Below are 24,406 nucleotides of genomic sequence, written 5' to 3' on the forward strand. Positions count from 1 at the left end.
AGGGGAAAGAAGGAAGCGGGAGCACGCTCAAAGCGGCGCGTACTCCTCGTCGCGGGGCACTGTGCGGGGACGTTCAAGCCGCTCCCGGCCCGCGTAGACGTTCAGGCTGTGGCCCCTGCTGAACCCCGCCAGGGTCAGCCCCGTCTCGGCGGCAAGGTCAACTGCCAGGCTTGATGGCGCGCTGACGGCGGAGAGGACGGGAATACCGGCCAGTGCCGCCTTCTGGACCAGCTCGAAGGATGCCCTGCCGGACACCTGGAGGACGGTGCCGCTCAACGGCAGCAGTCCCTGCCGCAGCGCCCAGCCCACCACCTTGTCCACGGCATTGTGCCGGCCCACGTCCTCGCGGAGGCACAGCAGTTCGGGTTCGCCGTCCTGTACGCGGAACAGGCCGGCGGCATGGACACCGCCGGTCTTGTCGAACACCGCCTGGGCTTCGCGCAGCCGTTCGGGCAGCCCGGCAAGGACGTCCACGGGTATCCGCACCCCGTCCTGGCCGGGGTTGTAGTGCAGGGTCTTGCGGACCGCCTCAATGGACTCCGTTCCGCAGATGCCGCAGGAGCTGGAGGTGTAGACGTGCCGCATGGTGTCCGGAAGCGGGACGTCTGGCCGGAGCTGCGCGTCCACCACATTCAGGGTCTGCTCCTGCTCAGGGCCGGCGCAGAAGCGCAGGGACGTTAGCTCCGACTGATGGCGGATGATGCCTTCCGAAACGAGGAATCCGGCCACCAGGTCGAAGTCGTCCCCGGGGGTCCGCATGGTGACGGCGAAGGGACTCCCTCCCAGCCGGATCTCGAGCGGCTCCTCGGCGGCAAGGAAGTCTTCCTTGTGGCGGACAGGATACTCGGTGCCGGAGCCGTCCAGGTGGAAGCGGTGGATCTTGCGGCGCCGGGTCATGCGTGCCATGGGGTGTTCCGTCCTTGGCTGCTCGTGGAATACGTGGGTGCGGGTGCCTGGGTCCAGGGAAGGGGGAGCACCGGAACCGGTTGGCCTGAGTCAACGCCGCCGGGAGGTACAGCCATAACGCCATCCGCCCCGGCGAGGCCGCGCATCATGCCGGGAGCGGTGTGGGCAACGGGGAACACCAGCCCGGAAAGGACCCGGCAGGGCATAAGGCGCGTCCGGCCCCGTCCCTCGCTGAAGCCGCTGTCTGCCTCCACGTCGCTGCCGGAAAGAACCTGCTCCACTTCCTGCAGGGGTGCGCCGGCGAGGGCGGCCAGCAGGGGCGCGCCGAGAGTGGTCAGTGCCATCATGGCGGCCAGGGGATTGCCCGGCAGTCCGACGACGAACCGGCCGTCGGCGAGTTCAGCCAGGACGGCAGGGTGGCCGGGACGCATGGCAATGCCATCCAGGAGCAGCCGGCCGCCGAGCGCTGCGACAGCGGCGCGGAAGTGGTCGGTTCCTGACTTCCCGGTTCCGCCGGTGGTGATCACCACATCGGCGCGGGCAGCGGAATCCGCGGACGTTTCCCGGAGGGCCGTGGTCCACTCGCTGAAGGAATCGCCAATCCTGCGGGATACCCCGGGGATGCCGCCCAGCTGGGTGATGACCGTATCCAGTTGGGGTCCGAAGGTGTCCCGGACCTGGCCAGGAGCAGGAACACCCTGCGTCACCACTTCCGAACCGGTCAGGACGACGGCGACCACCGGTTTGGCCTTCACTTCAAGTTCGTCCAGGCCTGCCACAGCGGCCAGGGCGGTGTGCGCGGGGTTGAGGACGGTACCGGCGGGGATCAGTACTTCGCCTTCCAGCGCCTCGGTCCCGGCGGGGCGGATGTGCTGGCCCCGGCGCGGTTCGCCGGGCTTTGCATCCAAACGGAGCGTCAGGATCCGTTTCCCTGCGGAGCCGTCAATGATGTGTCCGCTTTCCTTGCGGAGGACTGCGGCGGCAGTGTTGGGCACCAGGCCCCCGGTGGCGATGGTGCTGGCCTGTCCCGGCGAGAGGGGCAGGCCCGCCGGCACGAGCTCCCATGGCCCGGTGCCATTGACGGCCCAGCCATCCATCGCGGCAGAGACATAGTGCGGCAGGTCCTGCAGCGCGGTTACCGGGCGGACCAAGGTGCGTCCGGCGGCCTCCCGAAGAGGGACGGAGACGGACGGCAGGGGAGCGGCGCACCGGAATGCCAGTTGCCTGGCCTCGGCCCAGGAAGCCGAGTGTAGTCCCGCCGGTTTCCGGGAGGCAGGAGCGGCGACTGTGTCACTGGCGGTCATTGGTGCCCCCTACATACAAGTGGAACGCCCCGGCAACGGTGCCGGGGCTTCTGGTTTGGGGCTTTTTGCCGCCGCCCCCGTTGCCCGGGAGCGGTGCTTCGATGAGGAATACCTCCCCAGGTTTCAGGCCATCGAAGCACCAGTCTCGGGCAACGGGGGGTTGAATATCTATTGTTTCATGAAAGATATATCAGTTAGATATTAGGCGGAAAGTGGAAGCTGTGTCTAGGCATTTTCGAGAATGAGGGCAGGTGCCTGCTTCCGGGCCGCTTCCACAGTATGGAGCAGCAACAGCGCGGTGGTCACCGAACCGACACCGCCGGGGACCGGGGTCAAAGCGGCAGCCACGCCATTGACGCTTGCCGCGTCCACGTCCCCCACCAGTGAGCCGTCGGGCAGCACATTCGTGCCGACGTCAATCACCGTTGCCTTGGCGGAGATGTGGCTGCCATGAAGCAGGCCTGTCCTGCCGGCGGCCACCACGACGACGTCCGCGTCCTTGGTGTGCCGCTCCAGCGGGCCGGACCGCGAATGGCAGACCGTGACGGCGGCGTCCCGTTCCAGCAGCAACAGGGACAGCGGCTTTCCGACGACGGCGGAGCGGCCAACAACCACCACGTCGCGCCCCGCGACGGGGACCGAGTAGTGGTCCAGGATTTCGACGACGGCGCGGGCGGTGGCGGGCGCAAAGGCCGGCTGACCCACGGCAAGGCGGCCAAGGCTCAGGGGGTTTGCCCCATCGATGTCCTTTTCCGGCGCGATCAGGCCCACCAGCGCATCGGCCCGGACCCCCGCGGGCAGCGGTGTCTGCAGGATGATGCCGCTGACTGAAGGCTCTGCACTCAGGTCGCGAAGGACACTGGCCAGGACCTGTTCCGTTGCGTCATGGCCGAGGTCCACGATCCGGCAGCCGATGCCGGCGGCTTCCGCTGCCCGCTCAATGGAGCGGACGTACCAGTGGGTTGATTCGTCGTCGGTTGCTATGACAACGGCGAGGACGGGGCGCAGGCCTTCGTGGTCCAGGCTGCGCACCTCGTCCTGGACCCGTTGCCGGATAACCGCGGCGAGGGGCTTTCCTGGAAGGGTTACTGTGCTCAACTGAGGATCCTTTCGCGTACACGGGCGACGAGGTTGTCTGCTGCCAGGACCACTTTGTCCTCGAGGCCGTCGGTCTGGCGGGCAAGCGATGAACGCGCAGCCTGGTCCTTGATGGCCACAACGTTGATGTCGATGTTCACCCGTGCGGTGGTTGCGGCTGCGCGGGCGGCGTCGGCCGCGGCTGCGACGTCGCTGATGACGTTCACGTTGGCAACGTCGAAGAGTTCGGTGGCGAGGTCGACCACTCCACCGGCCACCCCGATGAGCTGCGCGGGCGTTTGCGCCGCTTGGATAAGGGCTTCCTGGACAGCTGCCGTCCTTGCGGCTTTCAGTTCCGGGCTGTCGGACGGGAGCTTGTAGGCGTCGATGACGGCCTGGAAGGCATCTTCGTCGGCGTCGGCAAGGCGAAGTGCATCAGTGGTGAGCTGGTCTGCGGCCTCCGTGATCCGCTGCACCAGCGCGGCGTGCTGCTCGAACTTGCTGCCCGTGGTGTAGCGGGCAACCATGGCCACCAGGGCCGCGCCCTGTGCGGCGTGCAGGGCGCCTGCGGCCCCGCCGCCGGGCGTGGGCTGCCGGGAGGCGAGCCGGGTGAGGTAGCTGTTGATTGTCTCTGAACTGATCATGTGTCCGTTCCTGGGCTGGGAGCTTTGATGGCCGGATAAAGGGCAGCGGCCCGGACTCGGTTGCGAGGGATGAGTCCGGGCCGCCGCCCTTGTGGTGGCCGGTGCACCGGCACCGGCCTGGCCTTTAGCCGCGGAGCCGGGTCATCTTGGGGTCGTACAGCGGGTCCTCGGTCACGGTCGCCGGGATGCGGCGGCCGAAGTACTCGATTTCGACCGAGTCGCCGATTGACACCGTGCTCGGCAGGTACGCGTAGGCGATGGGAGTTGCCACGGTGTAGCCGTAGGCCGCGCTGGTGACGTAACCGGCAACCGCGTCCTTGTAGTACACCGGTTCCTTGCCCAGCACGATGCTGCGGCCGTCGTCGACTGTCAGGCAGCGAAGCCGGCGCGAGGAGTTCTCCTCGGTGCGGCCTTCCAAGGCAGCCTTCCCGACGAAGTTGTCCTTGGCCATCTTGACGGCGAAGCCGAGGCCTGCCTCGAAGGGATCGTGCTCGGTGGTCATGTCGGTGCCCCAGGAACGGTAGCCCTTTTCCAGGCGGAGCGAGCTGAATGCCGCGCGGCCTGCGGCGATGATGCCGAAGGGCTGGCCGGCCTTCCATAGGGCATCCCAGAGGCGCTGGCCGTTGTCGGCGCTGGTGTACAGTTCCCAGCCGAGCTCACCGACGTAGGACAGCCGCATGGCGGTGACCGGGACGCCGCCGATGACGACTTGCTTGGACCGGAAGTACTTCAGGCCGTCGTTGGAGAAGTCGTCGCTGCTGACCGCGCCGACCACCTCACGGGCAAGGGGGCCCCAGAGGCCGATGCAGCAGGTGCCGCCGGTGGTGTCGCGCACCTGGACCCAGTCGCTGGCGCTTCCGCTTTCCGTTTGGTGGCGGGCGGCGCGCTCGAAGTAGGCGGTGTCGATGTTGCCGTTGGCGCCCAGCTGGAAGGTGTCCTCGCTCAGGCGCGCCACAGTGATGTCGCTTCGGATGCCGCCGGCGTGGTCCAGCAGGAGGGTGTAGGTGACCCCACCGGGCTTTTTGTTCAGGTCCGCCGTGGTGAGCTCCTGCAGGAGCTTGAGGGCGCCCGGGCCGGAGATTTCCAGGCGCTTGAGCGGGGTCATGTCGTACATGGCGACGGCGGTGCGGGTCTTCCATGCTTCAGCGGCCGCGATGGGTGAGCTGAACATGCCGGACCAGGCGTCGCGTGCCTTCGGCTGCCACTCTGCGGGCATTTCCTTGAGCAGCTCGGCGTTGGCCTCGAACCAGTAGGGGCGCTCCCAACCGCCACCCTCCAGGAAGTACCCGCCCAGCTCCTTGTGCCGTGCATGGAACGGGCTGACGCGCAGATTGCGCGGGGACAGCTTGGGCTGGAGCGGGTGCAGGACGTCGTAGATCTCCACGAAGTTCTGCTGCGAGGTCTCGCTGACGTACTCCGGGGTGAGCTGTACTTCCTCGAAGCGGTGGATGTCGCAGTCGCCCAGGTCGATGGAGGACTTACCGGTGGTGAGCAGTTCGGCCACGGCGCGGGCGATGCCGGCGGAGTGGGTAACCCACACGGCTTCGGCCACGAAGAAGCCGTCCAGTTCCTTGGACTCGCCCACCAGGGAGCCGCCGTCGGGGGTGAAGGAGAAGATGCCGTTGAAGCCGTCCTCGATTTCGCTCTCGCGCAGGGCGGGAAGCAGCTGCTTGGTGGCTTCCCAGGCCGGGAGGAAGTCCTCAACGGTGAAGTCCAGGCGGGACGGCATGTTGTGTTCGCTGATCTCGTTCGGCGTGAAGGTGCCGAGTTCGTCCAGGTCCACGGGCATGGGCTTGTGGGCGTAGGAGCCGATGCCGTAGCGGTCGCCGTGCTCGCGGTAGTAAAGGTCCTGGTCCTGGTGGCGGAGGATAGGCAGCTGTGCGCCATTGGGAAGCTCGTTCTTTCCCTGCTGCGCCGGAACGGGGGTGGTCTTGACGTACTGGTGCGCCAGCGGCAGGAGCGGTACGGACATGCCGATCAGCTCGCCGACCTTCGCGCCCCAGAACCCGGCGCAGGACACCACGATGTCAGCCGGGATCACGCCGTCGGGCGTCTGGACGCCGGTGACCCGGCGGCCGGACTGCTCGATGCCGGTGACTTCGGTGTTGCCGATGTACTTCACGCCGGCGGCTTCGGTGCGCTTGATCAGCAGCTGCACGGCGCGGGCAGCACTGGCAAGGCCGTCGCTTGGGACGTGCAGGCCGCCCAGGATCTCTTCCTCGTTCAGGAGCGGGTACAGCTCCTTGCATTCGGCGGGGGAGAGGATGGAGCCTTCAATGCCCCAGGATGCTGCGTAACCGAGCTTGCGCTTCAGGTCGGTGAGGCGGGTCTCCGTGGTGGCAACTTCCAGTCCGCCCACCTGGTTGAAGCAGCTGACGCCGTCCTCGGTCAGCGACAGCAGCTTTTCCACCGTGTACTTGGCGAAAAGTGCCATGGACTTTGAGGGGTTGGTCTGGAAGACCAGGCCGGGGGCGTGGGACGTGGAGCCGCCCGGCATGTTGAGCGGGCCTTGGTCCAAAACGGTGATGTTGTTCCAGCCCCTGGTGACGAGTTCGTCGGCCAGGTTGGTTCCGACGATGCCGGCTCCGATGATGACAATGCGTGGCGTCGATTCCATGTGGTTCTCCTGCTGAATCTTTGTTGTTGTTCTGCTGGTTGCGCGGTGCCGGCTAGCGGAAAACCACGGTGCTGGTCTCGTCCAGCAGGACCCGGTGCTGGCAGTGCCACCTGACGGCGCGGGACAGGGCGAGGGCCTCGGCATCCTGGCCAACGGTGGACAGGGTGCTGGGGCCGTAGCTGTGGTCCACGCGGATGACTTCCTGCTCGATGATCGGCCCCTCGTCCAGGTCGGCGGTGACGTAGTGGGCAGTGGCACCAATCAGCTTGACGCCCCGTGCGTGTGCCTGGTGGTAGGGCTTGGCACCCTTGAAGCCGGGGAGGAAGGAGTGGTGGATGTTGATGGCACGGCCTTCCAGGGCGCGGCACAAGTCGTCGGACAGGACCTGCATGTAGCGTGCCAGCACGACGAGGTCGACGTCGTATTCCTCCACGAGCTCCAGCAGGCGGCGCTCGGCGTCGGCCTTGGTGTCCGGGGTGACGGGAATGTGGATGAACGGCAGGCCGGCGGCCTCGGCCATGGCGCGGTGGGTCTCGTGGTTGGAGACCACCAGCACCAGTTCGCCGCCCAGGCTGCCGCCACGCCAGCGGAAGATGAGGTCGTTCAGGCAGTGCCCGAACTTCGAGACCATTACCAGGACCCGCTGCTGCGTCTGGTCGTGGAAGCTGAACTTCATGCCGAAACGGTCGGCGATCGGACGGAACTCTTCCTCGAGCATGTCCGGGGTGTAGGCCGGGGAGCCGGAGAACGCCGTGCGCAGGTGCAGCGTCTCACGGAGGCTGTCATCGAACTGCTGGTGCTCATCGATGTTGAAGCCGCGGTCGAACAAAAACGTTGTGACGGCCTGGACAATGCCGGCGCGCTCGCCGCATGACAGGGTGAGCACGAATTTCTGGGTCTGCTGCTGCTCCTCATCGAGCTTCGGCAGTGTGGCCGTCGATGCTGCGGTCTCCACAAGGGTCATGTCGCCCTCCTCCTTAGATATATTCCTGAACATCCGACTGATATATTAGGTTGCAGATCAGCGTATACTGGTCCCTGGGTGAGGTCAACAGTTTTTTCCGGGTTCGAAGAAAGAGGTTCTGCTGTGGCGTTCGAAACTTTGGCAGTCTCGGAAGATACCGGCAGGAAGTCGCTCGCGGATATGGCCTATGAAAGCATCCGCGACAGGCTGTTGATGCTCGACATCAAGCCCGGGGAACTCTTGAACGACGACGCTCTGGCCAAGGCGCTGGGAGTCGGCCGCACCCCCATCCGGGAGGCCCTGAAGCGCCTGGAACTGGACCGGCTGGTGGTTACCTACCCGCGCCGGGGCACTTTCGCAACGCGTGTGGACGTCACGGACCTCTCCTACATCTCGGAAATCCGCGCGCAATTGGAACCCCTTGCTGCCGCTCGTGCCGCGCGCGTGGCTTCCGGCACGGTCAGGGCGCACCTGAAGGACGTACTCGACGAAGTGCAGGCCTTCGACGTGCAGGCGGCCTCGGTCGTCGAGACGCTGCAGCTGGATGCCCGGGTCCACCAGGGCATGTATGCGGCTGCCGGCAATCCGCACCTGGAAGACATCCTGATCCGCTATGACAACCTGGCCACCCGCATCTGGTGCATGGTGATGGACCGGCTGCCGGACTTGTCCCTGCATGTGCACGAACACGTAAACCTGCTGCGGGCGATTATCGACGGCGATGAGGACAAGGCCGCCGACCTGGCAAGGGTCCACGTCAGCGGCTTTGAGCATGCCGTGCGGGAAGCGCTTTTCAGCGCCTGAGGCAGGAGTTGCCTGCACCCTCGTTGACACCCGATGTGACGTGGACCATACTTTCCTCATCACCTGATATATCAAAGGAATATCAGCGGTTATGCCGATTGCCGCGTCACACCACCGGAGGACATTGTGAGCCCAAGCGCACCCACCGTAGAAGAAACCACCGCGGGTCATGGCGTCGTCGAAAAGACGGGCCGCGGCGCCAAGAAGGACAGCGGACTGGGGCTGCGTCCTGACTGGGCCAAGCTTCCCGGCCATACGGTGGAAGTCTGGCTGATGGGTGAGCACGTGGCCACGGGCGTTGTTGACCAGGCGGCGGAGGACGATTCTGTCCTGTGGCTCGCAGGCGCCGGCGCGGACACCCGCCGCCTCTTCGACAAGGGCACCGGCTACCAGGTGTGGGTCTAGGAACGGCTGCGGTTTCGACAAGCCCGTGGTTTTGACAAGCTCAACCACCGTTCATCGAAGGCCCCTGCTGTGGGCCAGGGCGATCGCTTCGCTCCGCGACGCCACCTGCAGCTTCCTGAAGAGGTTCCGGACGTGGAACTTGACCGTGTTCTCACTGATATTCAGGGCCGCCGCGATGTTGCGGTTCCGCTGTCCTGCTGCCGGGAGCTGAAGCACTTCCAGCTCCCTGCTGCCGAGGTTCCAGCCCGAAACGTCCCCGGGCCCGGCAGGCGGGTCGAGGGGCAGGGTAACGGAGATATCAGCTGCCCAGCCCTGCAGCAGGTCGATCTCCATCCGCCCGGCAAGCGCCTGCACCCTGCGCTGGAGCCTGCCCATGGCCGGGGCGTCCGTGGACAGACCGCCATTGCCGTCGTCCCTGACGTTGATGAGAAATTCTCACCGTCGCAGTCCCACTGCGTGCGGATGCCGCGGACCTCCGGTTGTTCCATGATGGCCAGCAACAAGCCCCGGACAATGGCCCTGGCGGCTATGGCAACCTCTCCCGGCAGTGCCCTGCCGTTCAGGGGCGGCTCGATGAACTGCACCTCGATCCCGCTGAATCTCGTGGGCGGGCGCAGGTCGTCCCGCAACCGTTTAAAGGCGGACGCCACCGGTTCCTCGATCAGGTCGGTTGTCCTGTCGTTATGGGTGCGGAGCTCAACCAACGCCCTTGCCGCCACGTCCGTGACGGAGGCGCGTGCGGCAGCGTCGTCGAGGGCGGAAGACCGCGTGGCCGCGAGGAGCGTTTCGAGTGTAGTGGAATGCAGGTCCACCAGCTCGCTGGTAACCCTTAGCCGCTCCGCCGACGCTGCCCGCGACTCCACCAGGTAGGAGGGAGCGGCGTCGTTGACCTTCTCCTGGATGCGGCGCGCCGTGAGGTGCCACAGATACCGGACCATATCAAGGGAGCCCGCTTCGCTGCCTGCTGTCCTGTCCGGGCAGGTGATGACCAGGAGCGCGTTGCTCGGCGGATAGGTCAGGGCCAGCACCCGGCGTTCCCTGCCGGCTATCCGGGCCGTTCCCGACCAGGCGGCATCCCCATCAAGTGATGACCTGAGGTGCTGCAGTTCCGCGATGGACACTTTGGCGACTACCTCCTCGGACCCTGCCTTCTTCTGCGGCCGGCCCGTGCATTCCTCGGTAAAGATGACCAGGGCATCCCCGCCCGCGAACGGCAGGACCGCCTCCCGCAAACGCTCGGCGATCCTGCTGCGCGGCGCATCGCCAATCCGGGCGATGGCATTAAGGAGCGGCCACGGCGCCGCCGGTTCGGGCAAAAGGGCAGGAGCTGTCGCTGTGGCCGGAGGTGCCATCTACGGCGCTGCAGACCCGGCCCTGGCCGCCAAGGAACTCCAGGCTGCCATCAACTGGCCCTTTTCCCTCAGGAACAGCGGCGGCTCCACCTGCAAAGGTGGGGCCGCCGCTCTGTTGGCGCCGCCTCCGCACGCGGTACCACCCATCGCCTCGAGCCTGTCGGAACAACAAAAATCCGGCTCTGGTGGTTTCCCACCAGGGGCCGGATCTTTGCTTGCCTGCTTGGGCGCCGGTTACTTGCGCTCTGTCTCCAGCGCGGCACCGGCTCCCGGGCAGGATTCCGGGTCCGGGCACTTCTCGGCGCAATCGTGCCGCGTGACAAGGTCGAACTGGACTCCGCGGTGCTGTTCCACGCCGGTCTTGATTGCCCGCTCCACCACGGAAGTGGCGAGGCGGCGGCGCAGGGACAGCGGATCGCGCCGCAGGTCCTTGGCCAGGGCGAAACAAAGCAGCAGCATAACCACCACGAAGGGTAGCGCCGCCACGATGGTGATCCGTTGCAGGCCCGACAACGCCTCGGAGGGCTCGTCACCGCCCGCCAGCAGCATCACAGCCGCCACGGCTCCGGTCAGGCTGCCCCAGAAGATGACCAGGCCGCGCTTCGGCTCGGCGGAACCGTTGGAGCTCAGCGAGGACATCACCAGGGAGGCCGAGTCGGCGCCGGTGATAAAGAAGATGGCCACCAGCACCATGGCCAGGACGATGACAGCCGCGGTGAGCCAGCCCGGCAGTGTCAGGTTCTTGACCAGGTTGAAGAGGGCTCCGTCAAAGTCGATGGAGGCCACGCCGTCGGTGACGGTCATCAGGCCCGGCTGGTTAGCCTTGTCGGCTTCCTGCTGGATGTTGAAGGCCGTGCCGCCGAAGATGCCGAACCAGATTACGCTGACGATGCTCGGCACCAGCAGGACGCCGGTAACGAACTGCCGGATGGTGCGGCCGCGGCTGATGCGGGCGATGAACATGCCCACGAAGGGCGTCCAGGAAATCCACCAGGCCCAGTAGAAGATGGTCCAGCCGGACATCCATGCCCGGAGCGCCTCATCACCCACGGCCTCGGTCCGGGAGGACATTGTTGCCAGGTCCCGGGCGTAGTCTCCCACGGCGGCCGGGATGAGGTTGAGGATGAACAGGGTGGGGCCTGCAACGAAGACGATCAGGGCCAGGATCACGGCCAGGACCATGTTGATGTTGGACAGCCACTGGATGCCGCGGCTGATGCCGGACACCGCCGAGGCCACGAAGCAGGCTGTGAGGATGGCGACGATGGCAACCAGTACCGGGGTTCCGATTTCGCCCATCCAGCCGTTGGACGTCAGCCCGCTGCCAATCTGCAGGGCACCCAGTCCAAGGGATGCGGCCGTGCCAAAGAGGGTGGCGAAGATGGCGAGGATGTTGATGAACTTGCCCACCGGCCCTTCCACGGTGCGGATGCCGAAGAGGGACGTGAAGGCGGCCGAGATCAGCTGTTTGCGGCCCAGCCGGTAGGTGCCGTAGGCCATGGCAATGCCCACCACCGCGTACATGGCCCAGGGGTGCAGCGTCCAGTGGAAGATGGACGTGGCCATGGCCGTCTGGATGGCAGCAGGCGTGCGGCCTTCAACGGTGCCGGGCGGGGGAGTGACGAAGTGGTACAACGGTTCGGCCACGCCGTAGAACATCAGGCCAATGCCCATGCCCGCCGCGAACATCATGGCAATCCAGGAAACGGTGCGGAACTCGGGCCTTTCCCCGTCCTTGCCGAGGGGAATATTTCCGAATTTGCCGAGGGCCAGCCACAGGACGAAGACAACGAAAAGGGAGGCAAGGACCATAAAGAGCCAGCCCGTGTACTCCATCACCCAGTCGAGGGCTTCGGCGGATGTTGTGGAGAGGCTGTCCTTGCCCAGGAATCCCCAGATCACAAAGGCGACGGCGATGGCGCCCGTGATTCCGAAGATGGTCTTGTCGAGGGTGAGCTTCCGGTTGCGGCGTTCTGAGACTGCCTGTTCGGTTTTGGTTTGGCGCAGTTCCTCCAGGATCTGCTCGTATTCTTCCGTTTCCGGCGGGACTGCTGTCCCGGCTTCTTCGGACGTTGTCGCTGCCGGGCTGGAAGGGTTGGCAGCGGAACGCTCTGTGTCGGTGCTTCCTGTTGCTGGTTTCCCGGGAGCTTCCCGCGGATCGTTCTCCGCGGGCGGCTCCGAGGATTTAGGGGATGTTATTTCACTGTTTAGAGCCATGAGCGGGTCCTTTGCTTGGCTTGTCATGGGCTTGGGGTTGTAAACGGCCGGTAGGCGTAAGTCCGGGCGGAAGGTTGGGGCTCCGTCCGGTGGGATGACCATGGTGGTGCCGGCGACGTCGTCGATAGCTGATATCCCGCCATCTTCGGCATGGGAAACGGCTATGGCGGAGTTGTATCCAGCCGTACTGCCTCCCCCGGGGCAAGTTCACTGAGCAAGCAGGCTCTGTGCAAGGTGCACCTCTTTTATGTCAGGTCTTATTCGTTTATCCGGGCCGGAAAGCCCCAATGGGGAGGTGTTCCGCAAGAATCAACAGATCTCGCACTAAGCAACAGAGTGGCCTACGCCACAATCAAAAGTCAAGGTTTTCGGGAGTTCCGCTGTAATGCTTGCGACATAGAGAGGGGTAGCCGGGCAACACAAACAGGGCACCCCGCCGGTATTACCAGGCGGAGTGCCCTTTCGTGTGCGCTGAATCAGTACCGGATCAGCGCCGCGTGTACCCCATGTTGGCGCTGACCTTGAGGCCCGCTTCCTTGAGTGTCTCCACCAGCCCGGGTATCTGCTCGGGGTCGAAACGGAACGCCGGGCCGGAGATGCTGAGTGCGCCGACCACCGTGCCCTGATGGTTGTAGACAGGCACGGCGACGGCGTTGAGGCCAATTTCAAACTCCTCCCGCACCACGGCGTAGCCCTTGCCGGCCGCCTCCAACAGGTCCTGATCGAGTTCCTTGCGGCTGGTGATGGTGCGGGAGGTGCGGGCCGGCAGCCCGGTCTCTTTCAGGATCCGGTCACGTTCGTCGGCACTGAGGGCGGCCAGCAGGATCTTGCCGCTCGAGGTGGCATGCAGGGGAGTGAGGCTCCCCACCCAGTCGTAGGTGGCAAGCGTGGAAGGTCCCATCGCCTGGTCCACATTCACGGCGAAGTTGGACCGCAGGACGGCAAGGTTGACGGTTTCCTTGAACTCCTCGGCAAGGCTCTCCAAAACGGGCCGCGCTTCGTGGACCAGGCTCAGCCGCCCCGGAATGGAGCTTGCCAGCCGCAGGATGCCGAAACCCAGCTGGTACTTTCCCCGCTCGCTGTTCTGGTGGACCATCTCCCGGCTCACCAGCGAGCCCATCAGGCGCGACACCGTGGATTTGTGGATGCCCATCTCCTCGGCAATTTCACTCACGCCGGCGTGGCCGTCCCGTGCCAGGATCTCCAGGACCGTCAGCGCGCGTTCCACCGACTGCACGCCGCCGCTCTGGCCACCCTCGGCGTCGGTATCGGGTTCCGGGTCATGTTTAGGAGCCATACTTCCTGATCCTATGCCGGGAAACGCGACCGTCGTGACATTGCGTTAACGTGATTGACCCTTAATTGACCTGTGGGGTCAGCTGCCGCGGTAGGTGGAGTAGGCGAAGGGACTCAGGAGGAGCGGAACGTGGTAGTGCTCGTCGCCGGTCACCTCGAATACCAGGTCCACTTCAGGAAAGAAGGTGGCTGTCTGCAGGTTTGCGTAGTACTTTCCCGTGGCGAAGTTGAGCTTGTAGTGGCCGGGATCCAGCTGTTCCGGACCCAGGTCTTTTGCCCTGCCGTCCGCGTCGGTGGTGGAAGCTGCCAGCTCCCGCCAGGTGCCGCCGTCGTTCTTGAAAAGCACGACGGCGACCCCCGCCGCCGGGCGTCCGGCACCGGTGTCGAGGATATGGGTGGTGACGTGGGAGATGCTCATTCGGTGATCAGTCCTTCCAGCCGCAGTACGGCAATTTCACGCAGCTGCCGGGCCACGATGGCGTCTTCCTGCGCAGGGGAGTTGGTGAGCCGCTCATTGAGGGACTGCAGGATTTCCGGGGCGGTGCGTCCGGCGGCGCGGATCAGGAATACGCGGCCGAACTTTTCCTCGTATTCGCGGTTTCCTTTGGCGAGTGCTTCCGCGGCGGCAGCATCCGCAGGGTCAACCCCGGCCTGCTCGGAGCGGGACATGGACGCCTCGGCGGTGGCCGCCGTCGGGCGTTCTCCGATCCTCGGGTGGTGGGCCATGGCAGCCTCAACCTCGTCCGGGGTGAAGGGCTCGGCGGCGCCGGACGCGAACGCGAGGAGGTCCTCCTTGCTCGCGAACGGACGGGCCGCCGCAACTGTATCCACCCACCGGGTGACGTCGATGCAGGGCCGGAGGGCGTCCGCGGCCTCAGCGTGGTCCGCGGCGTTAAATTCGGCAAGCTTCATGCGCTTGTTCCTTGTGGCAAATGCTGGCATCCATGGTGACGGCTATGCGGACGCCGGACAGCCCGGCACTCTCCATTGGGCAACCCCAACCAGAAAGCTTCCGCATCATGGAACTGTTATTTCAGCATACGTAATATCTAAGGCGAGACGCCGGATGGTGTCAAGAGAATACAGCACACCCGATATCATCACGGAAAGGGCCGCTGGCCCATGGCGAAGATACTGGGGGAAGTGCAGAGTATGGACGGTGCGGCTATGCAAATGCTGACCGATCAGGACACCGGGCGTGACCTTGGCCTGCGGGAATACGGGTTGCTGCCCGCTGAACCAGGGATTCTGCCGGTCCTCGCCGACGAACAGGCGCAAAACACCTTGAACAATGTGGTCCGCTGTGCCGCCTCCCTTTGCGGGGTGCCCTACAGCGTGGTCAACATCATCAGCTCGGACCAGCAGTTGCAGATTGCCGCGTCCGGCATCGACGCAGGCATCTGTTCCCGTGACGACTCAATGTGCGCCACCGTGTTCCTGAGCGGCGGAACCACCGTGGTGCGGGACGCGTCGCGTGATCCGCGGTTCTCGGCCAACCCTTTCGTTACCGGTGAAATCGCCGACGTCCGGTTCTATGCATCCGTGCCGCTGAAGACATCTGGCGGGTGGGTGCTCGGTTCGCTGTGCGTCTTCTCGGACCAGGCGGAACTCCCAACACCCGATCAGATCGGGCTGCTTGAGGTCCTGGCCCAGCAGGTGGTGGAGCTCCTCGAACTGCAGCACCGCACCCTGGAGCTCAATGCAGCCCTGGAGAAGCTGGAACGCAGCAACGCGATGCTGGCGGAGTTCGCCGGCCGCGTCAGCCACGACCTGAGGGCGCCCCTCACCACCATCCTGGGTTACGTGGAGCTTGCGGAGGATGATCCGGAGATCCCGCCGGGACACCCGTCACTGGAATACTTGGGGCTCATCGAAAGCGGCGGCCTGCGCATGCTGGCGACGCTCGAAGACGTGCTGGACTACTCCCGGGCGGACGGAGTTCTGAAACGGGAGCGCGTGTCCCTCCTGGCGGTTACTGCCGAGGCGGCCCAGGACCTGGGCGTGGACCTGGGGCTGGGCAGCGGCATCCTGTGCGAGGACGCCGGGCTTTACGCGGACCGGGCACAGCTGCGCACCCTGGTGCAGAACCTGCTGGCCAATTCGCTCAACTACCGGGACCCCGGGCGGCAGCTCGAAGTTACCGTGACCGCCGAAACCTGCCCCCGCGGCGTCACTGTCCGCGTGGCAGACAACGGGAAAGGCATCCTTCCGGCGGACCGGAAACGCGCCGTGGAACCGCTGGTCCGGCTCAACCGTCCCGGCGACGGCCCCGGCACGGGACTTGGCCTGGCAACCTGCTGCCGGATCGCGCAGGCACATGGCGGTGAGCTGTCCATCAGTGACACCCCCGGCGGCGGGACCACGGTGTCAGTGCTCTTTCCGGCGGAGCCCTAAGCGCCTGACACGGGTTTTTGTCCAGATATGCGGACTTCAGCGGCCCGGAAGCCTGCATATCTGGACAAAAACTCCAGGGGCTAGCCTTGGGACGAGGTCCGGGACAGGACCCAGGTGTTGGTTCCGTCCTGCCGTTCGAACGTGACGGTGGTGACCAGCGCTTCGATCAGTGCCAGGCCGCGTCCGGATTCGGCTTCCTCGCCGGGGGTCATCGGCTCCATGGGACCGAATGGCGGTTTGGCGTTGTACGCGCTGACGCGGGCCTGGAGCAGTGTGGGCTGGACCGTGATGTCCACTCCCAGCTCCACCGGCTCCCCGCCGGCTGGCTCCGCGTGCTGGACGATGTTGGACGCTGACTCGATGACCGCCGTCGTGAAGGTCATCTGGTCCAGGTCCTGCACGAACGGGACGTCCAGCCACAAGCTGTCCAGATCGTTGTGGATGGCTTCGACGGCGTCCTCGGCTGCCGGTCCCCGGAAGCTGCGCGAGGCCAGGACGTCAGTCATTGCTGAACGCCTCTTCCGCCGAATCGTAGGCCGTGAGGACCTTGTCCATGCTGGTCAGCTGCAACACCATCTTTACCTGCGGCTGGACGGCGGCGATGCGGAGGTCGCCGCCGGACTGCCGGGCCGCCTTGAGGCATCCGATCAGCGCACCGAGTCCTGACGAATCCATGAATGCGGTCTTCTCCAGGTTGACCACGATCCGGTTGGAACCGCCGGCGATAACATCGGTAACGAACTCGCGGAGCTTGGGCGCGGAGACCATGTTGAGCCGCCCTTCCGCCCTGACCTCTGCAAATGAATCTCGCACTTCGTAACTGAATTCCATCAGGACTCCTTTTCTGCAACTGCGGTTTCTGCGGCCGCGTCGTAGCCCTTGTAGAGCACGGCGCGGACCAGGACGCTCATGACCACCAGGTCAAAGATGACCCAGGCGACGTTCACCAGGGTGCCGAGGGGCTCTGCCAGGCCGGTGGCCAGGCGGATGATTCCGACGACGGCGGCCACGGCCAGCAGCACGGACACCACGATCTGGGGCCGGATCAGGCTCCAGCTGGGTCCGCCGCTTTGGCGGGCTTTGGGGGTGACGGCGAACCCGAGGGGGCGGCCGAACCAAACGTTCTTGGCCGCCGTTGAACACGCCTTGATCCAGGTGGGGAACAGCGCCAGGCTGTACTGCTGCCCGCGCCACGTGGGGATGCCCCGGCCGGCGACGGCGAACAGGATCTGGTTTACCACCATGAACGGGATGAACCGGACAAAGAAGTCCCAGCTCAGGCTGGTGACCGGCAGGATGCCCAGCAGCAGGTAGATGATGGGGGCAGCGAAGTAGACCACGGCCGCGTATCCGCTGAGGTACGTCCACATGGTGGCGAAGTACATCAGCCGCTGGCCGATCTTGAGGCCCTTTTGCACCAGGGGGTTTTCGCGGAGCAGCACCTGGATGGTTCCCTGCGCCCAGCGGAGGCGCTGGGTGAGCATGGTCTTGAGGTCCTCCGGCGCCAGTCCGTAGGCCAGGATCTCGTGATGGTAGACGCTCTGCCAGCCCATGGCGTGCATCCGCATGGCGGTGGCCATGTCCTCGGTGACGGAAATGGTGGCCAGCGGCATCACCGGCTGGGCTTCGTCGTTGCGCTCGACGGAGAGCGCGTCCAGGACGGCCTGCACGGATTCAAGGGCGCCCAGGGGTGACCAGTCGCGGCGGGACATGCGCTGCACGGCGTCATCGGCAACCACGGGCACGCCGGCCTCGCCCACGTAGGCGAGTTCCATGGCGGCGATCTCCTCCAGGTCGGCCTGCAGGGCCTCGACGTCGGCCTGCACAAGGGTCTGCACGGCGGCGTCGACGCGGCGGCGGACACGGTACGTGATCTCGCTGAGCGGCTGGCCGGCCTCGAGTTCGTCCTGGGCATGGCGGGTGGCTGCTTCCACCTCGTCCAGCACTTCCGCTACCAGCGGGGTGTCCATGTCCGCGGACTTCCGCGCCTTCCTGATGGCCGCCTGCGAGGCGGCCAGGGCACGGCGGATGCTCTTTTCGGTTTCCTTGACGTAGCCCGCCAGGCCCAGCTGCATCAGGGCCTCGCGGCGCAGGATGGCGTTGGAGCCGCAGAAGAATGCGGCGTTCCAGCCGTCCTTGCCCTGCTGGATGGGGCCGTAGAAGAGCGGTGCCTGGCTGCCGAGCGGATCGTCGGCAGGGACGTTGCTGAAGTACTGGGGTGTCTGGACCAGGGCAACCCGGCGGTTGTTGAAGTAGCCAAGCGTCTTTTCGAGGATGTCCGGCTCCGGGATCTGGTCCGCGTCCAAAATCAGGAGGAACTCGCCGTGCGTCTGCATCAGCGCGTTGTTGAGGTTGCCCGCCTTGGCGTGCCGGGGAAGGTCCGGAGTCCAGTCGTCGCTGCGGGTGACGTAGCCCAGCCTGTGTTCTTCCGCCAGTGCCTTCAGCTCCGGCCGGTTGCCGTCGTCCAGGATCCAGGTGCTGTGCGGATGCCGGATCTTCTGCGCCGCCAGCGCGGTGGTCATCACCATGTCAATGTCTTCGTTGTACGTGGTGATGAAGACGTCCACGGTGGCGTCCGGCGGTGGCGGCGGGGCGCCCTTGCGGACCTTGAGCCGCCAGACGGTCATGCCGAAGAGCATGACGTCGATGAGGCTGTAGGTTTCGGCGATCACCAGTGGCAGGGCGATCCACCAGGCTTCCCAGTTGAGGGATGCCAGCCAGCGCCACGTGATGTAGTTGACGCCGGTGATGATGGTCAGCACCACCACCAGGCGGGTCCAAAAACGGGTCACGCGGTAGCTTCCTCGGGCCGCCTGCGGACCACGACCACCGTGACGTCATCCTCCGCTGTTTCGGCGGGGGCAAGGGCAAGGATGGCGCTGCTGGCGGCCTGCGCGGATTCATTTGCCTGGGTAGCGGCCCGAACGGCTTCCGTGAAGTCCTCCACCGCATCGAACACGTCCAGGACGCCGTCGCTCATCACTACCAGGGAGTCGCCGGGCGCAAGTTCCAGGGCGGACTGCGGCCATTCCGTTCCCGGCCAGGCGCCGATGGGCGGACCTCCGGAAGGGAGGCGGTCCGCATTCCCGCCTGCCTGGACGTGCAGCGCAAGGCCGTGTCCGGCGTCGACATAGCTGACCTTGCCGGACGACGCGTCAAGGCGGGCGTGGAACAGGGTGACAAAGGAGTTGGAGGAATGCAGGTCCGTGGCGATGGCCTTGCTGGCGGAGGCGAAGGCGGCGTCAAGGTCGTGCCGGTGGCCGGTGGAGCGCATGACGGCGCGGACCGTGGCGGCGATCAGGGCCGCGCCCATGCCCTTGCCCATGGCATCGGCGAAGGTGAGGTGCAGCCCGTCCGCGCTCTGGTACCAGTCGTAGAAGTCGCCGCCCACGCTGCGGGAGGGGCGGAACAGCCCGGCCACGTCGTAGCCCTCCACCCGGATGTCCTCCTTAGGCAGCAGGCTTTGCTGGACCTCGGTGGCCCGCTGCAGCTCGTTCCGGACCGCGGTCTCCGCAGCGGCGTTGGGCCGCCGGCGGAACAGGGCATTGATGCGGGACTGGAGCTCGCGGGGGCTGAATGGCTTGCTGATGTATTCATCGGCGCCGTTGTCCAGCCCGGTCAGCTTGTCCAGCTCATCGGCGCGGGCGGTCAGCATGATGATGAAGGCATCCGAGAATTCCCGGAGCAGCTTGCAGACCTCCAGGCCGTCCAGGTCCGGCAGGTTGAGGTCCAGGGTCACCAGGTCCGGCTGGAGGCGGCGGACCTCCTCCACCCCGGGCAGTCCCGCGCCCACCGAAGAAACCTCGAAGCCCTGCTTCTGCAGGACGCGGACCAGCAGCCCCCGGATGTCAGGGTCGTCCTCGATGACAACGGCACGTCGGCTTTCGGAGGTTGAGACCATAGCTCTACTTCTACCCCATTAACCGCAAGGGGGCATGTCACAGGTATCACGCGCGGGGCATGTCACAGGGGCTGCAGCAGGGCCTGACAGGATCTTGCGTCAATCTTGGGATCTGCTTGCCCGGACGTTGAGGAAGGTTCGGGACACTCGAAGCGGGAACAGCTTCCTGGGCAGTGGAAAGGTCGACGGCGACCCTGCCGGAAGCAGAAGGCTTGCGGGAAAGCAGGGCAGCCACATGGAAAATATCACTGACAAGGGCAGGGCGCTGCTGCGCCTCTACCTCCATTCGCGGAAGGTGCGGGCCGCAGCAAAGGCCCTGGCCGCTGCGCTCGCCGAATCGCGGGAGGTGTCCAGCTGGCCGGGCGACCGCCTTCCGGTGGGCGCGGCGATGTCAGAACAGGTTGAAAGGCTGACGCGCCGGCTCAAGCTGGAGACCGAGGCCCACAACCGGCTGGAGGCGCTGTTCAGGTCTGTGGAGATGGGGCGTTCCGCCGCAGCGGTTTAGGTGCGACACTAAGGAGCAATCGAGTGGCTGGGGGAGACAGTCAGGAGATTGCAGTGCACTGGTATACCGGGTGGGCGTATCTGATCGCAGGACTTATGACCGTTGACGCGCTGCTGTTGGCGCTGTGGGCCATCGACGAGGACTGGCCCGGCAAATGGTGGAAGAAACCCTGACTGCCGGGTTACCGGGCAGCCGGCTGCAGGGCTGACGGAACTGCCCCCGCACCATCCAGGACGAATGATCCGGTGAAGCTGTAGGGGTGGACCAGGCGGATCGGCGTGCCGTTGATATTGGTAAGGTGGCCGCTCCACGCCAGGCGGTACAGTTCCTTCAGGTCGCCAAGGTCCGCGTCGGTGAGTCTGCTCATCGACCCGTAGTTCATGATGGTGAACGGTTCGTGGGTGCCGAAGATCTCAGAGGGCCAGGCCGTCTCACGGACATTGGCAAAGAAGTGCCGCAGCCCGAAGACGTGCCCGAACTCGTGGATCATCGTCTCGATCTGCTCCTCGCGGACCTGCTGGAACATGGTGGGGTAGATGGTCAGCTGGTGCCTGCCGCCGTCGGGGAAAAATGCACTGGCCAAAACGCAGCCCGCAGGAGTGCAGTCCGGCGCATTCCGCAGCACGATTTCGAAATCCCACAGGTCGTCGTCCCGGGTGAACCTCACGGGGGCGGCGGAACCCCACCGCAGCAGCGACTCACCCATCAGGTCGCCCACTTCCTGCTTGCTCTGTTCCGGGTTGGGGGCCAGCGCGAAGGAGCGCTCCTGGAAGCGCCACTTCAGGATGGTTCCGGCGTGCCACAGCGGGACGAATCCCTCCGTAGCATCAACAACTATTTCGCTGGGCGGGCGTCCTCCGGGGGTCGCGTGCCCGCGGCCCTCAGTGGCACAGACGAAGCCGTCAGCGATGCGGTGGAGCAGGTCTTCGGCAGCCGATTCCATGATTCTCCCTGGCCTTGGTTGTCCTGAAAGGGGGTTTCCGGGTTACGGCGGCAGACTAGGAAAATGGCCGTTACGACAGCGTTACCGAGCGGCCGGACGGGGTGGGCGATTAGGCGAGTTCCAGCCGCATCAGCACGCGCGGGAACCCGTTGAGCACCGACGCGGTGTCCGCGGCCTTGGTGAAGCCGGCGTCCTCGAAAAGCTTGCGGGTGCCCACGTAGGCCATGGTCAGGTCCACTTTCGATCCCGCATTGTCCACGGGATAGCCCTCGACGGCGGGCGCCCCGTAGGAACGGGCGAAGTCCACCGCACCTGCCAGCAGGGCGTGCGAGATGCCCTTGCCGCGGTGGCCCGGCCGTACGCGGATGCACCACACGGACCAGACGTCCAAGGTGTCCACGTGTGGGATTTTCCGGTTCCCGGCGAAGCTGGTGCCGGCACGGGGGTGGACCGCAGCCCACCCCACCGGCTCGGCGCCGTCGTACGCCAACACACCCGGCGGCGGGTCCTGTGCCACCAGCTGCTTTACCAGCTCGCCGCGTTCGGTTCCGTGCAACGCCTGGTTCTGCTTCGAGGGGATGCGGTAGCTCAGGCACCAGCAGACATTCGCGTCGGGCCGCTTGGGCCCCACCAGCGCCTTGACGTCTTCGAAAGCGGTTGCGGGACGGACTTCGATCACCATGGCGCCATCCTGTCACCGCCGCCGGTAACGGGCAACGGATCCGCCGGCGGCCCTCAGGCGGGCAGGAGGCCCCGCTCCTGCAGGTCCTGCCACAGCCCCTGCGGAACCTGTTCGGCCATGCGGCCTGCGCTTTCCGTGATCTGCTCCGGCTTGCTGGCCCCCACGGTGACGTTCACGACGGCGGGGTGGCGGAACGGGAACTGGATGGCGGCGGTGGGCAGTTCCACGCCGTGCTCCTTGCAGATGTCCGCCAGCTTCCGTGCGCGCGCCAGGATTTCGTCACTGGCCTGGGAGTAGTTGTAGTGGGCGTCGTCCGGCAGCTCGGGTTTGGCGAGGATGCCGGAGTTGTAAACGCCCACGCTCACCACCCCGGTACCGAGTTCCCGGCATCGGTCCAGCAGCCCGGCGCCCGGGCGCCCGTCCGCTCCCGGCTGTTCCAGCATGGTGAACCTGCCGGCCAGCATGAGCAGGTCCAGGTCGGCAGCCTCCACGCACTCCATGGCGGCGCCCGCGGTGTTGGTACCCACGCCGATGGCCCTTACCAGACCCTCGGCCCGGACCTTCTCCAGCGCGGGCAGCGCCGTCTTCACCGCGTCCTCCATGCTGTAGACGTCCGGATCATGGAGGTAGGCGATGTCGATGTAGTCCAGGCCCAGCCGTTCCAGCGAGTCCTCGATGCTCCGCCGGACCCCTGCCTCGGACGGGTCCCACTCGCGCCGGAGGCTGGCGGGGACATCGAAGCCCTCGGGGTCTTTCGAGTCCTGGGTGGCCGGCGACGGGACCAGGACCCTGCCCACCTTGGTGGACAGGACGAACTCCTCCCGCGGCTTGTCCTTGAGGATCTCCCCAATGCGCCGCTCGGACAGGCCCAGTCCGTAGTGCGGAGCCGTGTCGAAGTAGCGGATGCCGGCATCCCAGGCAGCCCGGATGGTTGCCGCCGCCTGTTCATCGGAGATCGCCCTGTACAGGTTCCCCACCCCGGTGCCGCCAAAGCCAAGTTTCCCCAGCCGGCCGCGCAGCTGTCCCTGATTGTTGTCCACTGTGTGCTCCATGCGGTGCCCTTACCCACAATGGCCGGAGCCTAAAAGGGCGCGATTAACGCCGAACGCTCCTGCAGGTCGCACTGCAGGAGCGTTCGCGGAAAGGTTCCGGCGGGGAGGGCGTCCGGGGGAAGCTAGAGCCCCAGGGCTTCCTTGAGGGCTGCAACGTGGCCGTCGGCATGGACCTGGTACTGGGCCAGGGTGACCTTGCCTTCGGGGTCCACCACAACGGTGGAGCGCACGATGCCCTCGACAATTTCGCCGTTGACCAGTTTTTCTCCCCAGGCGCCATAGGCCAGGGCGACGGCGTGGTCCTCGTCGGAGAGCAGCGGGAAGGTCAGGGAGAAGTCGCCGCTGAAGCCGGCGAGGGCCTCCTGGGCGTCGGGGGAGATGCCGATGACTTCGTAGCCCTTGCCCTGCAGGGAGGCCAGGCTGTCGCGGAAGTCGCAGGCCTCGGTGGTGCAGCCGGGGGTGGCTGCCTTGGGGTAGAAGTACACGATGACGTTCTTGCCACGGTAGTCGGCCAAGGCGGTCTCGCGGCCCTGGGCGTCCTTGAGGGTGAACTCAGGGGCCTCGATTCCGGGCAGCAACCTGTTGGTCAGGGTGGGGCTCATGGTGTTCCTTTGGAAGGGTCGGTCAATAATGGCCAAGCATCTAGTGAAGCGGTTTCGCGTTCAGTGGTACAACTCCGGCGTCATATGCAGTATTCCGCCGGACCGCGGACGGTGGCGTTTTTGCCGGGCACGAACTGGTATCCGCCGCCGCGGACGGTGGCAACTGCATGGCGTGCGTTGCCCAGTTTCCGCCGGATCCGGCCCACGTAGACGTCGATGGACCGGGCCGTGGCGCCGGGGAAATCGAGGGACTCCAGGAACTCCTGCAGTTCCTCGCGTCCCACCGTACGGGACAGGTGCGTCACCAGGTACCGCAGCACCTTGAATTCGACGCCGGTGAGCGGCACGGGCCGTCCGTCCAGCAGGACCACGTCGGCCGCCAGGTCCACGGCCATGCGGCTGACGGGGCCGGCCGACGGCGGAAGCCGGGTGGCGCCGTCGTCATCCTCAGGTGCCGCGGGAGAAAGACCTGGTGCCTCCGCCGCGGAAGGAGTGCGGGAGGAGTAATCTGCGGCTCCTTCCGCGGCGGATGTGGGAGCTCCGGCAGCAGGCCAATGGACTTCCGCCTCCGGAGCAGTCTGCAGGGCCCTGGCCAGGACCAGTTGGGCGGCCTGGCGCAGGAGTTCAGGGCTGGTGCCTTCCGCCGGCACCACCCAGACGGCCAGGCCGCGCGCGGCAGCCTTGGGTGGAACCATCCGCGGCCGGTGCGCCGGCCGCGGATGGTGGACTTCCACTGCCATG

The 24,406-nt window shown here is 65.8% G+C and carries 23 protein-coding genes and 1 pseudogene; 4 read left to right on the plus strand and 20 right to left on the minus strand.

Going from position 1 to position 24,406, the window contains the following annotated elements; all coding sequences use genetic code 11:
* Positions 1-27: 27 nt before the first annotated feature.
* From fdhD to purU, 6 genes are all read right to left on the minus strand, one after another.
* Positions 28-906 (minus strand): formate dehydrogenase accessory sulfurtransferase FdhD, encoded by an 879-nt coding sequence (gene fdhD / locus FDW83_RS11650; protein ID WP_138138255.1) that lies wholly within the window; start codon positions 904-906, stop codon positions 28-30.
* Positions 894-2,210: a molybdopterin molybdotransferase MoeA gene (locus tag FDW83_RS11655; protein WP_138138256.1), complete on the minus strand. Its 1,317-nt coding sequence runs from the start codon at positions 2,208-2,210 to the stop codon at positions 894-896. The genes fdhD and FDW83_RS11655 overlap by 13 nt, the downstream gene beginning before the upstream one ends.
* A 225-nt stretch (positions 2,211-2,435) precedes the next feature.
* Entirely contained in the window at positions 2,436-3,308 is an 873-nt protein-coding gene (locus FDW83_RS11660) for a bifunctional 5,10-methylenetetrahydrofolate dehydrogenase/5,10-methenyltetrahydrofolate cyclohydrolase (protein ID WP_138138257.1), read from the minus strand.
* Entirely contained in the window at positions 3,305-3,931 is a 627-nt protein-coding gene (locus FDW83_RS11665) for a cyclodeaminase/cyclohydrolase family protein (protein WP_138138258.1), read from the minus strand. The genes FDW83_RS11660 and FDW83_RS11665 overlap by 4 nt, the downstream gene beginning before the upstream one ends.
* A 124-nt stretch (positions 3,932-4,055) precedes the next feature.
* The gene (locus FDW83_RS11670) at positions 4,056-6,548 is read right to left on the minus strand and encodes an FAD-dependent oxidoreductase (RefSeq protein ID WP_138138259.1); all 2,493 of its coding nucleotides are present in this window, start codon (positions 6,546-6,548) and stop codon (positions 4,056-4,058) included.
* A gap of 52 nt (positions 6,549-6,600) precedes the next feature.
* Complete coding sequence (purU, locus tag FDW83_RS11675) at positions 6,601-7,512, minus strand: formyltetrahydrofolate deformylase (RefSeq protein ID WP_138138260.1); 912 nt, start codon at positions 7,510-7,512, stop codon at positions 6,601-6,603.
* Between the two features lie 123 nt (positions 7,513-7,635).
* Here purU and FDW83_RS11680 point away from each other — a divergent pair, with 123 nt between their 5' ends.
* A complete protein-coding gene (locus FDW83_RS11680; RefSeq protein ID WP_138138261.1) occupies positions 7,636-8,316 on the plus strand; it encodes a GntR family transcriptional regulator in 681 nt (226 codons plus the stop codon).
* Between the two features lie 126 nt (positions 8,317-8,442).
* Complete coding sequence (locus FDW83_RS11685) at positions 8,443-8,721, plus strand: hypothetical protein (protein ID WP_240720964.1); 279 nt, start codon at positions 8,443-8,445, stop codon at positions 8,719-8,721.
* 51 nt (positions 8,722-8,772) lie between these two features.
* Here FDW83_RS11685 and FDW83_RS11690 read toward each other — a convergent pair.
* From FDW83_RS11690 to uraD, 5 genes and pseudogenes are all read right to left on the minus strand, one after another.
* A pseudogene (locus FDW83_RS11690) lies at positions 8,773-10,073 on the minus strand (response regulator transcription factor).
* 234 nt (positions 10,074-10,307) lie between these two features.
* Positions 10,308-12,290 carry a BCCT family transporter gene (locus FDW83_RS11700; RefSeq protein WP_138138262.1) on the minus strand — a complete coding sequence of 661 codons (1,983 nt, stop codon included), beginning with the start codon at positions 12,288-12,290 and terminating at the stop codon, positions 10,308-10,310.
* Positions 12,291-12,777: 487 nt separating this feature from the next.
* Positions 12,778-13,587 (minus strand): IclR family transcriptional regulator, encoded by an 810-nt coding sequence (locus tag FDW83_RS11705; protein ID WP_138138263.1) that lies wholly within the window; start codon positions 13,585-13,587, stop codon positions 12,778-12,780.
* Positions 13,588-13,665: 78 nt separating this feature from the next.
* Positions 13,666-14,004: a hydroxyisourate hydrolase gene (gene uraH, locus FDW83_RS11710; RefSeq protein ID WP_138138264.1), complete on the minus strand. Its 339-nt coding sequence runs from the start codon at positions 14,002-14,004 to the stop codon at positions 13,666-13,668.
* Positions 14,001-14,498, minus strand: coding sequence for a 2-oxo-4-hydroxy-4-carboxy-5-ureidoimidazoline decarboxylase (uraD, locus tag FDW83_RS11715; RefSeq protein WP_138138265.1), 498 nt, complete (start codon positions 14,496-14,498; stop codon positions 14,001-14,003). The genes uraH and uraD overlap by 4 nt, the downstream gene beginning before the upstream one ends.
* A gap of 255 nt (positions 14,499-14,753) precedes the next feature.
* On the opposite strand from uraD, the gene FDW83_RS11720 reads away from it, so the two are divergent.
* Positions 14,754-15,980, plus strand: coding sequence for a GAF domain-containing sensor histidine kinase (locus FDW83_RS11720; RefSeq protein WP_138138266.1), 1,227 nt, complete (start codon positions 14,754-14,756; stop codon positions 15,978-15,980).
* Between the two features lie 80 nt (positions 15,981-16,060).
* Here the strand turns inward: FDW83_RS11720 and FDW83_RS11725 are convergent, their stop codons facing one another.
* From FDW83_RS11725 to FDW83_RS11740, 4 genes are read right to left on the minus strand one after another with little or no spacing between them, the layout of a single operon-like run.
* Positions 16,061-16,486 carry an ATP-binding protein gene (locus FDW83_RS11725; RefSeq protein ID WP_138138267.1) on the minus strand — a complete coding sequence of 142 codons (426 nt, stop codon included), beginning with the start codon at positions 16,484-16,486 and terminating at the stop codon, positions 16,061-16,063.
* A complete protein-coding gene (locus FDW83_RS11730; protein WP_138138268.1) occupies positions 16,479-16,811 on the minus strand; it encodes an STAS domain-containing protein in 333 nt (110 codons plus the stop codon). The genes FDW83_RS11725 and FDW83_RS11730 overlap by 8 nt, the downstream gene beginning before the upstream one ends.
* Positions 16,811-18,772 (minus strand): glycosyltransferase, encoded by a 1,962-nt coding sequence (locus tag FDW83_RS11735; RefSeq protein ID WP_138138269.1) that lies wholly within the window; start codon positions 18,770-18,772, stop codon positions 16,811-16,813. Before FDW83_RS11735 ends, FDW83_RS11730 begins: the two co-directional genes overlap by 1 nt.
* Positions 18,769-19,881 carry a PP2C family protein-serine/threonine phosphatase gene (locus FDW83_RS11740; protein WP_138138270.1) on the minus strand — a complete coding sequence of 371 codons (1,113 nt, stop codon included), beginning with the start codon at positions 19,879-19,881 and terminating at the stop codon, positions 18,769-18,771. Before FDW83_RS11740 ends, FDW83_RS11735 begins: the two co-directional genes overlap by 4 nt.
* A gap of 235 nt (positions 19,882-20,116) precedes the next feature.
* Here FDW83_RS11740 and FDW83_RS11745 point away from each other — a divergent pair, with 235 nt between their 5' ends.
* Complete coding sequence (locus FDW83_RS11745; RefSeq protein WP_138138271.1) at positions 20,117-20,386, plus strand: hypothetical protein; 270 nt, start codon at positions 20,117-20,119, stop codon at positions 20,384-20,386.
* 181 nt (positions 20,387-20,567) lie between these two features.
* Here FDW83_RS11745 and FDW83_RS11750 read toward each other — a convergent pair whose 3' ends face one another.
* The 5 genes from FDW83_RS11750 to FDW83_RS11770 all read right to left on the minus strand — a co-directional run bounded on the left by FDW83_RS11750 (position 20,568) and on the right by FDW83_RS11770 (position 24,405).
* Entirely contained in the window at positions 20,568-21,329 is a 762-nt protein-coding gene (locus tag FDW83_RS11750; protein WP_138138272.1) for a matrix metalloproteinase-11, read from the minus strand.
* 109 nt (positions 21,330-21,438) lie between these two features.
* A complete protein-coding gene (locus FDW83_RS11755) occupies positions 21,439-22,011 on the minus strand; it encodes a GNAT family N-acetyltransferase (protein WP_138138273.1) in 573 nt (190 codons plus the stop codon).
* 53 nt (positions 22,012-22,064) lie between these two features.
* Positions 22,065-23,063, minus strand: a complete 999-nt coding sequence (locus FDW83_RS11760) for an aldo/keto reductase (RefSeq protein ID WP_138138274.1) — start codon at positions 23,061-23,063, stop codon at positions 22,065-22,067.
* 122 nt (positions 23,064-23,185) lie between these two features.
* Positions 23,186-23,665 (minus strand): thioredoxin-dependent thiol peroxidase, encoded by a 480-nt coding sequence (bcp, locus tag FDW83_RS11765; RefSeq protein ID WP_138138275.1) that lies wholly within the window; start codon positions 23,663-23,665, stop codon positions 23,186-23,188.
* Between the two features lie 80 nt (positions 23,666-23,745).
* A complete protein-coding gene (locus tag FDW83_RS11770; protein WP_138138276.1) occupies positions 23,746-24,405 on the minus strand; it encodes a winged helix-turn-helix domain-containing protein in 660 nt (219 codons plus the stop codon).
* Position 24,406: the final 1 nt, after the last annotated feature.

Origin of the sequence: Pseudarthrobacter sp. NamE2 (assembly GCF_005796205.1) — a bacterium.
GTDB lineage: Bacteria > Actinomycetota > Actinomycetes > Actinomycetales > Micrococcaceae > Arthrobacter.

Excerpts from the sequence above, each read along its gene's own strand:
- FDW83_RS11740 (WP_138138270.1), bottom strand. The coding sequence starts at position 19,881 with ATGGTCTCAACCTCCGAAAGCCGACGTGCCGTTGTCATCGAGGACGAC.
- FDW83_RS11665 (WP_138138258.1), bottom strand. The coding sequence starts at position 3,931 with ATGATCAGTTCAGAGACAATCAACAGCTACCTCACCCGGCTCGCCTCC.
- FDW83_RS11705 (WP_138138263.1), bottom strand. The coding sequence starts at position 13,587 with ATGGCTCCTAAACATGACCCGGAACCCGATACCGACGCCGAGGGTGGC.
- FDW83_RS11720 (WP_138138266.1), top strand. The coding sequence starts at position 14,754 with ATGCAAATGCTGACCGATCAGGACACCGGGCGTGACCTTGGCCTGCGG.
- FDW83_RS11700 (WP_138138262.1), bottom strand. The coding sequence starts at position 12,290 with ATGGCTCTAAACAGTGAAATAACATCCCCTAAATCCTCGGAGCCGCCC.
- bcp (WP_138138275.1), bottom strand. The coding sequence starts at position 23,665 with ATGAGCCCCACCCTGACCAACAGGTTGCTGCCCGGAATCGAGGCCCCT.
- purU (WP_138138260.1), bottom strand. The coding sequence starts at position 7,512 with ATGACCCTTGTGGAGACCGCAGCATCGACGGCCACACTGCCGAAGCTC.
- FDW83_RS11725 (WP_138138267.1), bottom strand. The coding sequence starts at position 16,486 with ATGACTGACGTCCTGGCCTCGCGCAGCTTCCGGGGACCGGCAGCCGAG.
- FDW83_RS11670 (WP_138138259.1), bottom strand. The coding sequence starts at position 6,548 with ATGGAATCGACGCCACGCATTGTCATCATCGGAGCCGGCATCGTCGGA.
- FDW83_RS11770 (WP_138138276.1), bottom strand. The coding sequence starts at position 24,405 with ATGGCAGTGGAAGTCCACCATCCGCGGCCGGCGCACCGGCCGCGGATG.
- FDW83_RS11750 (WP_138138272.1), bottom strand. The coding sequence starts at position 21,329 with ATGGAATCGGCTGCCGAAGACCTGCTCCACCGCATCGCTGACGGCTTC.
- fdhD (WP_138138255.1), bottom strand. The coding sequence starts at position 906 with ATGGCACGCATGACCCGGCGCCGCAAGATCCACCGCTTCCACCTGGAC.
- uraH (WP_138138264.1), bottom strand. The coding sequence starts at position 14,004 with ATGAGCATCTCCCACGTCACCACCCATATCCTCGACACCGGTGCCGGA.
- uraD (WP_138138265.1), bottom strand. The coding sequence starts at position 14,498 with ATGAAGCTTGCCGAATTTAACGCCGCGGACCACGCTGAGGCCGCGGAC.
- FDW83_RS11755 (WP_138138273.1), bottom strand. The coding sequence starts at position 22,011 with ATGGTGATCGAAGTCCGTCCCGCAACCGCTTTCGAAGACGTCAAGGCG.
- FDW83_RS11745 (WP_138138271.1), top strand. The coding sequence starts at position 20,117 with ATGGAAAATATCACTGACAAGGGCAGGGCGCTGCTGCGCCTCTACCTC.
- FDW83_RS11730 (WP_138138268.1), bottom strand. The coding sequence starts at position 16,811 with ATGGAATTCAGTTACGAAGTGCGAGATTCATTTGCAGAGGTCAGGGCG.
- FDW83_RS11655 (WP_138138256.1), bottom strand. The coding sequence starts at position 2,210 with ATGACCGCCAGTGACACAGTCGCCGCTCCTGCCTCCCGGAAACCGGCG.
- FDW83_RS11760 (WP_138138274.1), bottom strand. The coding sequence starts at position 23,063 with ATGGAGCACACAGTGGACAACAATCAGGGACAGCTGCGCGGCCGGCTG.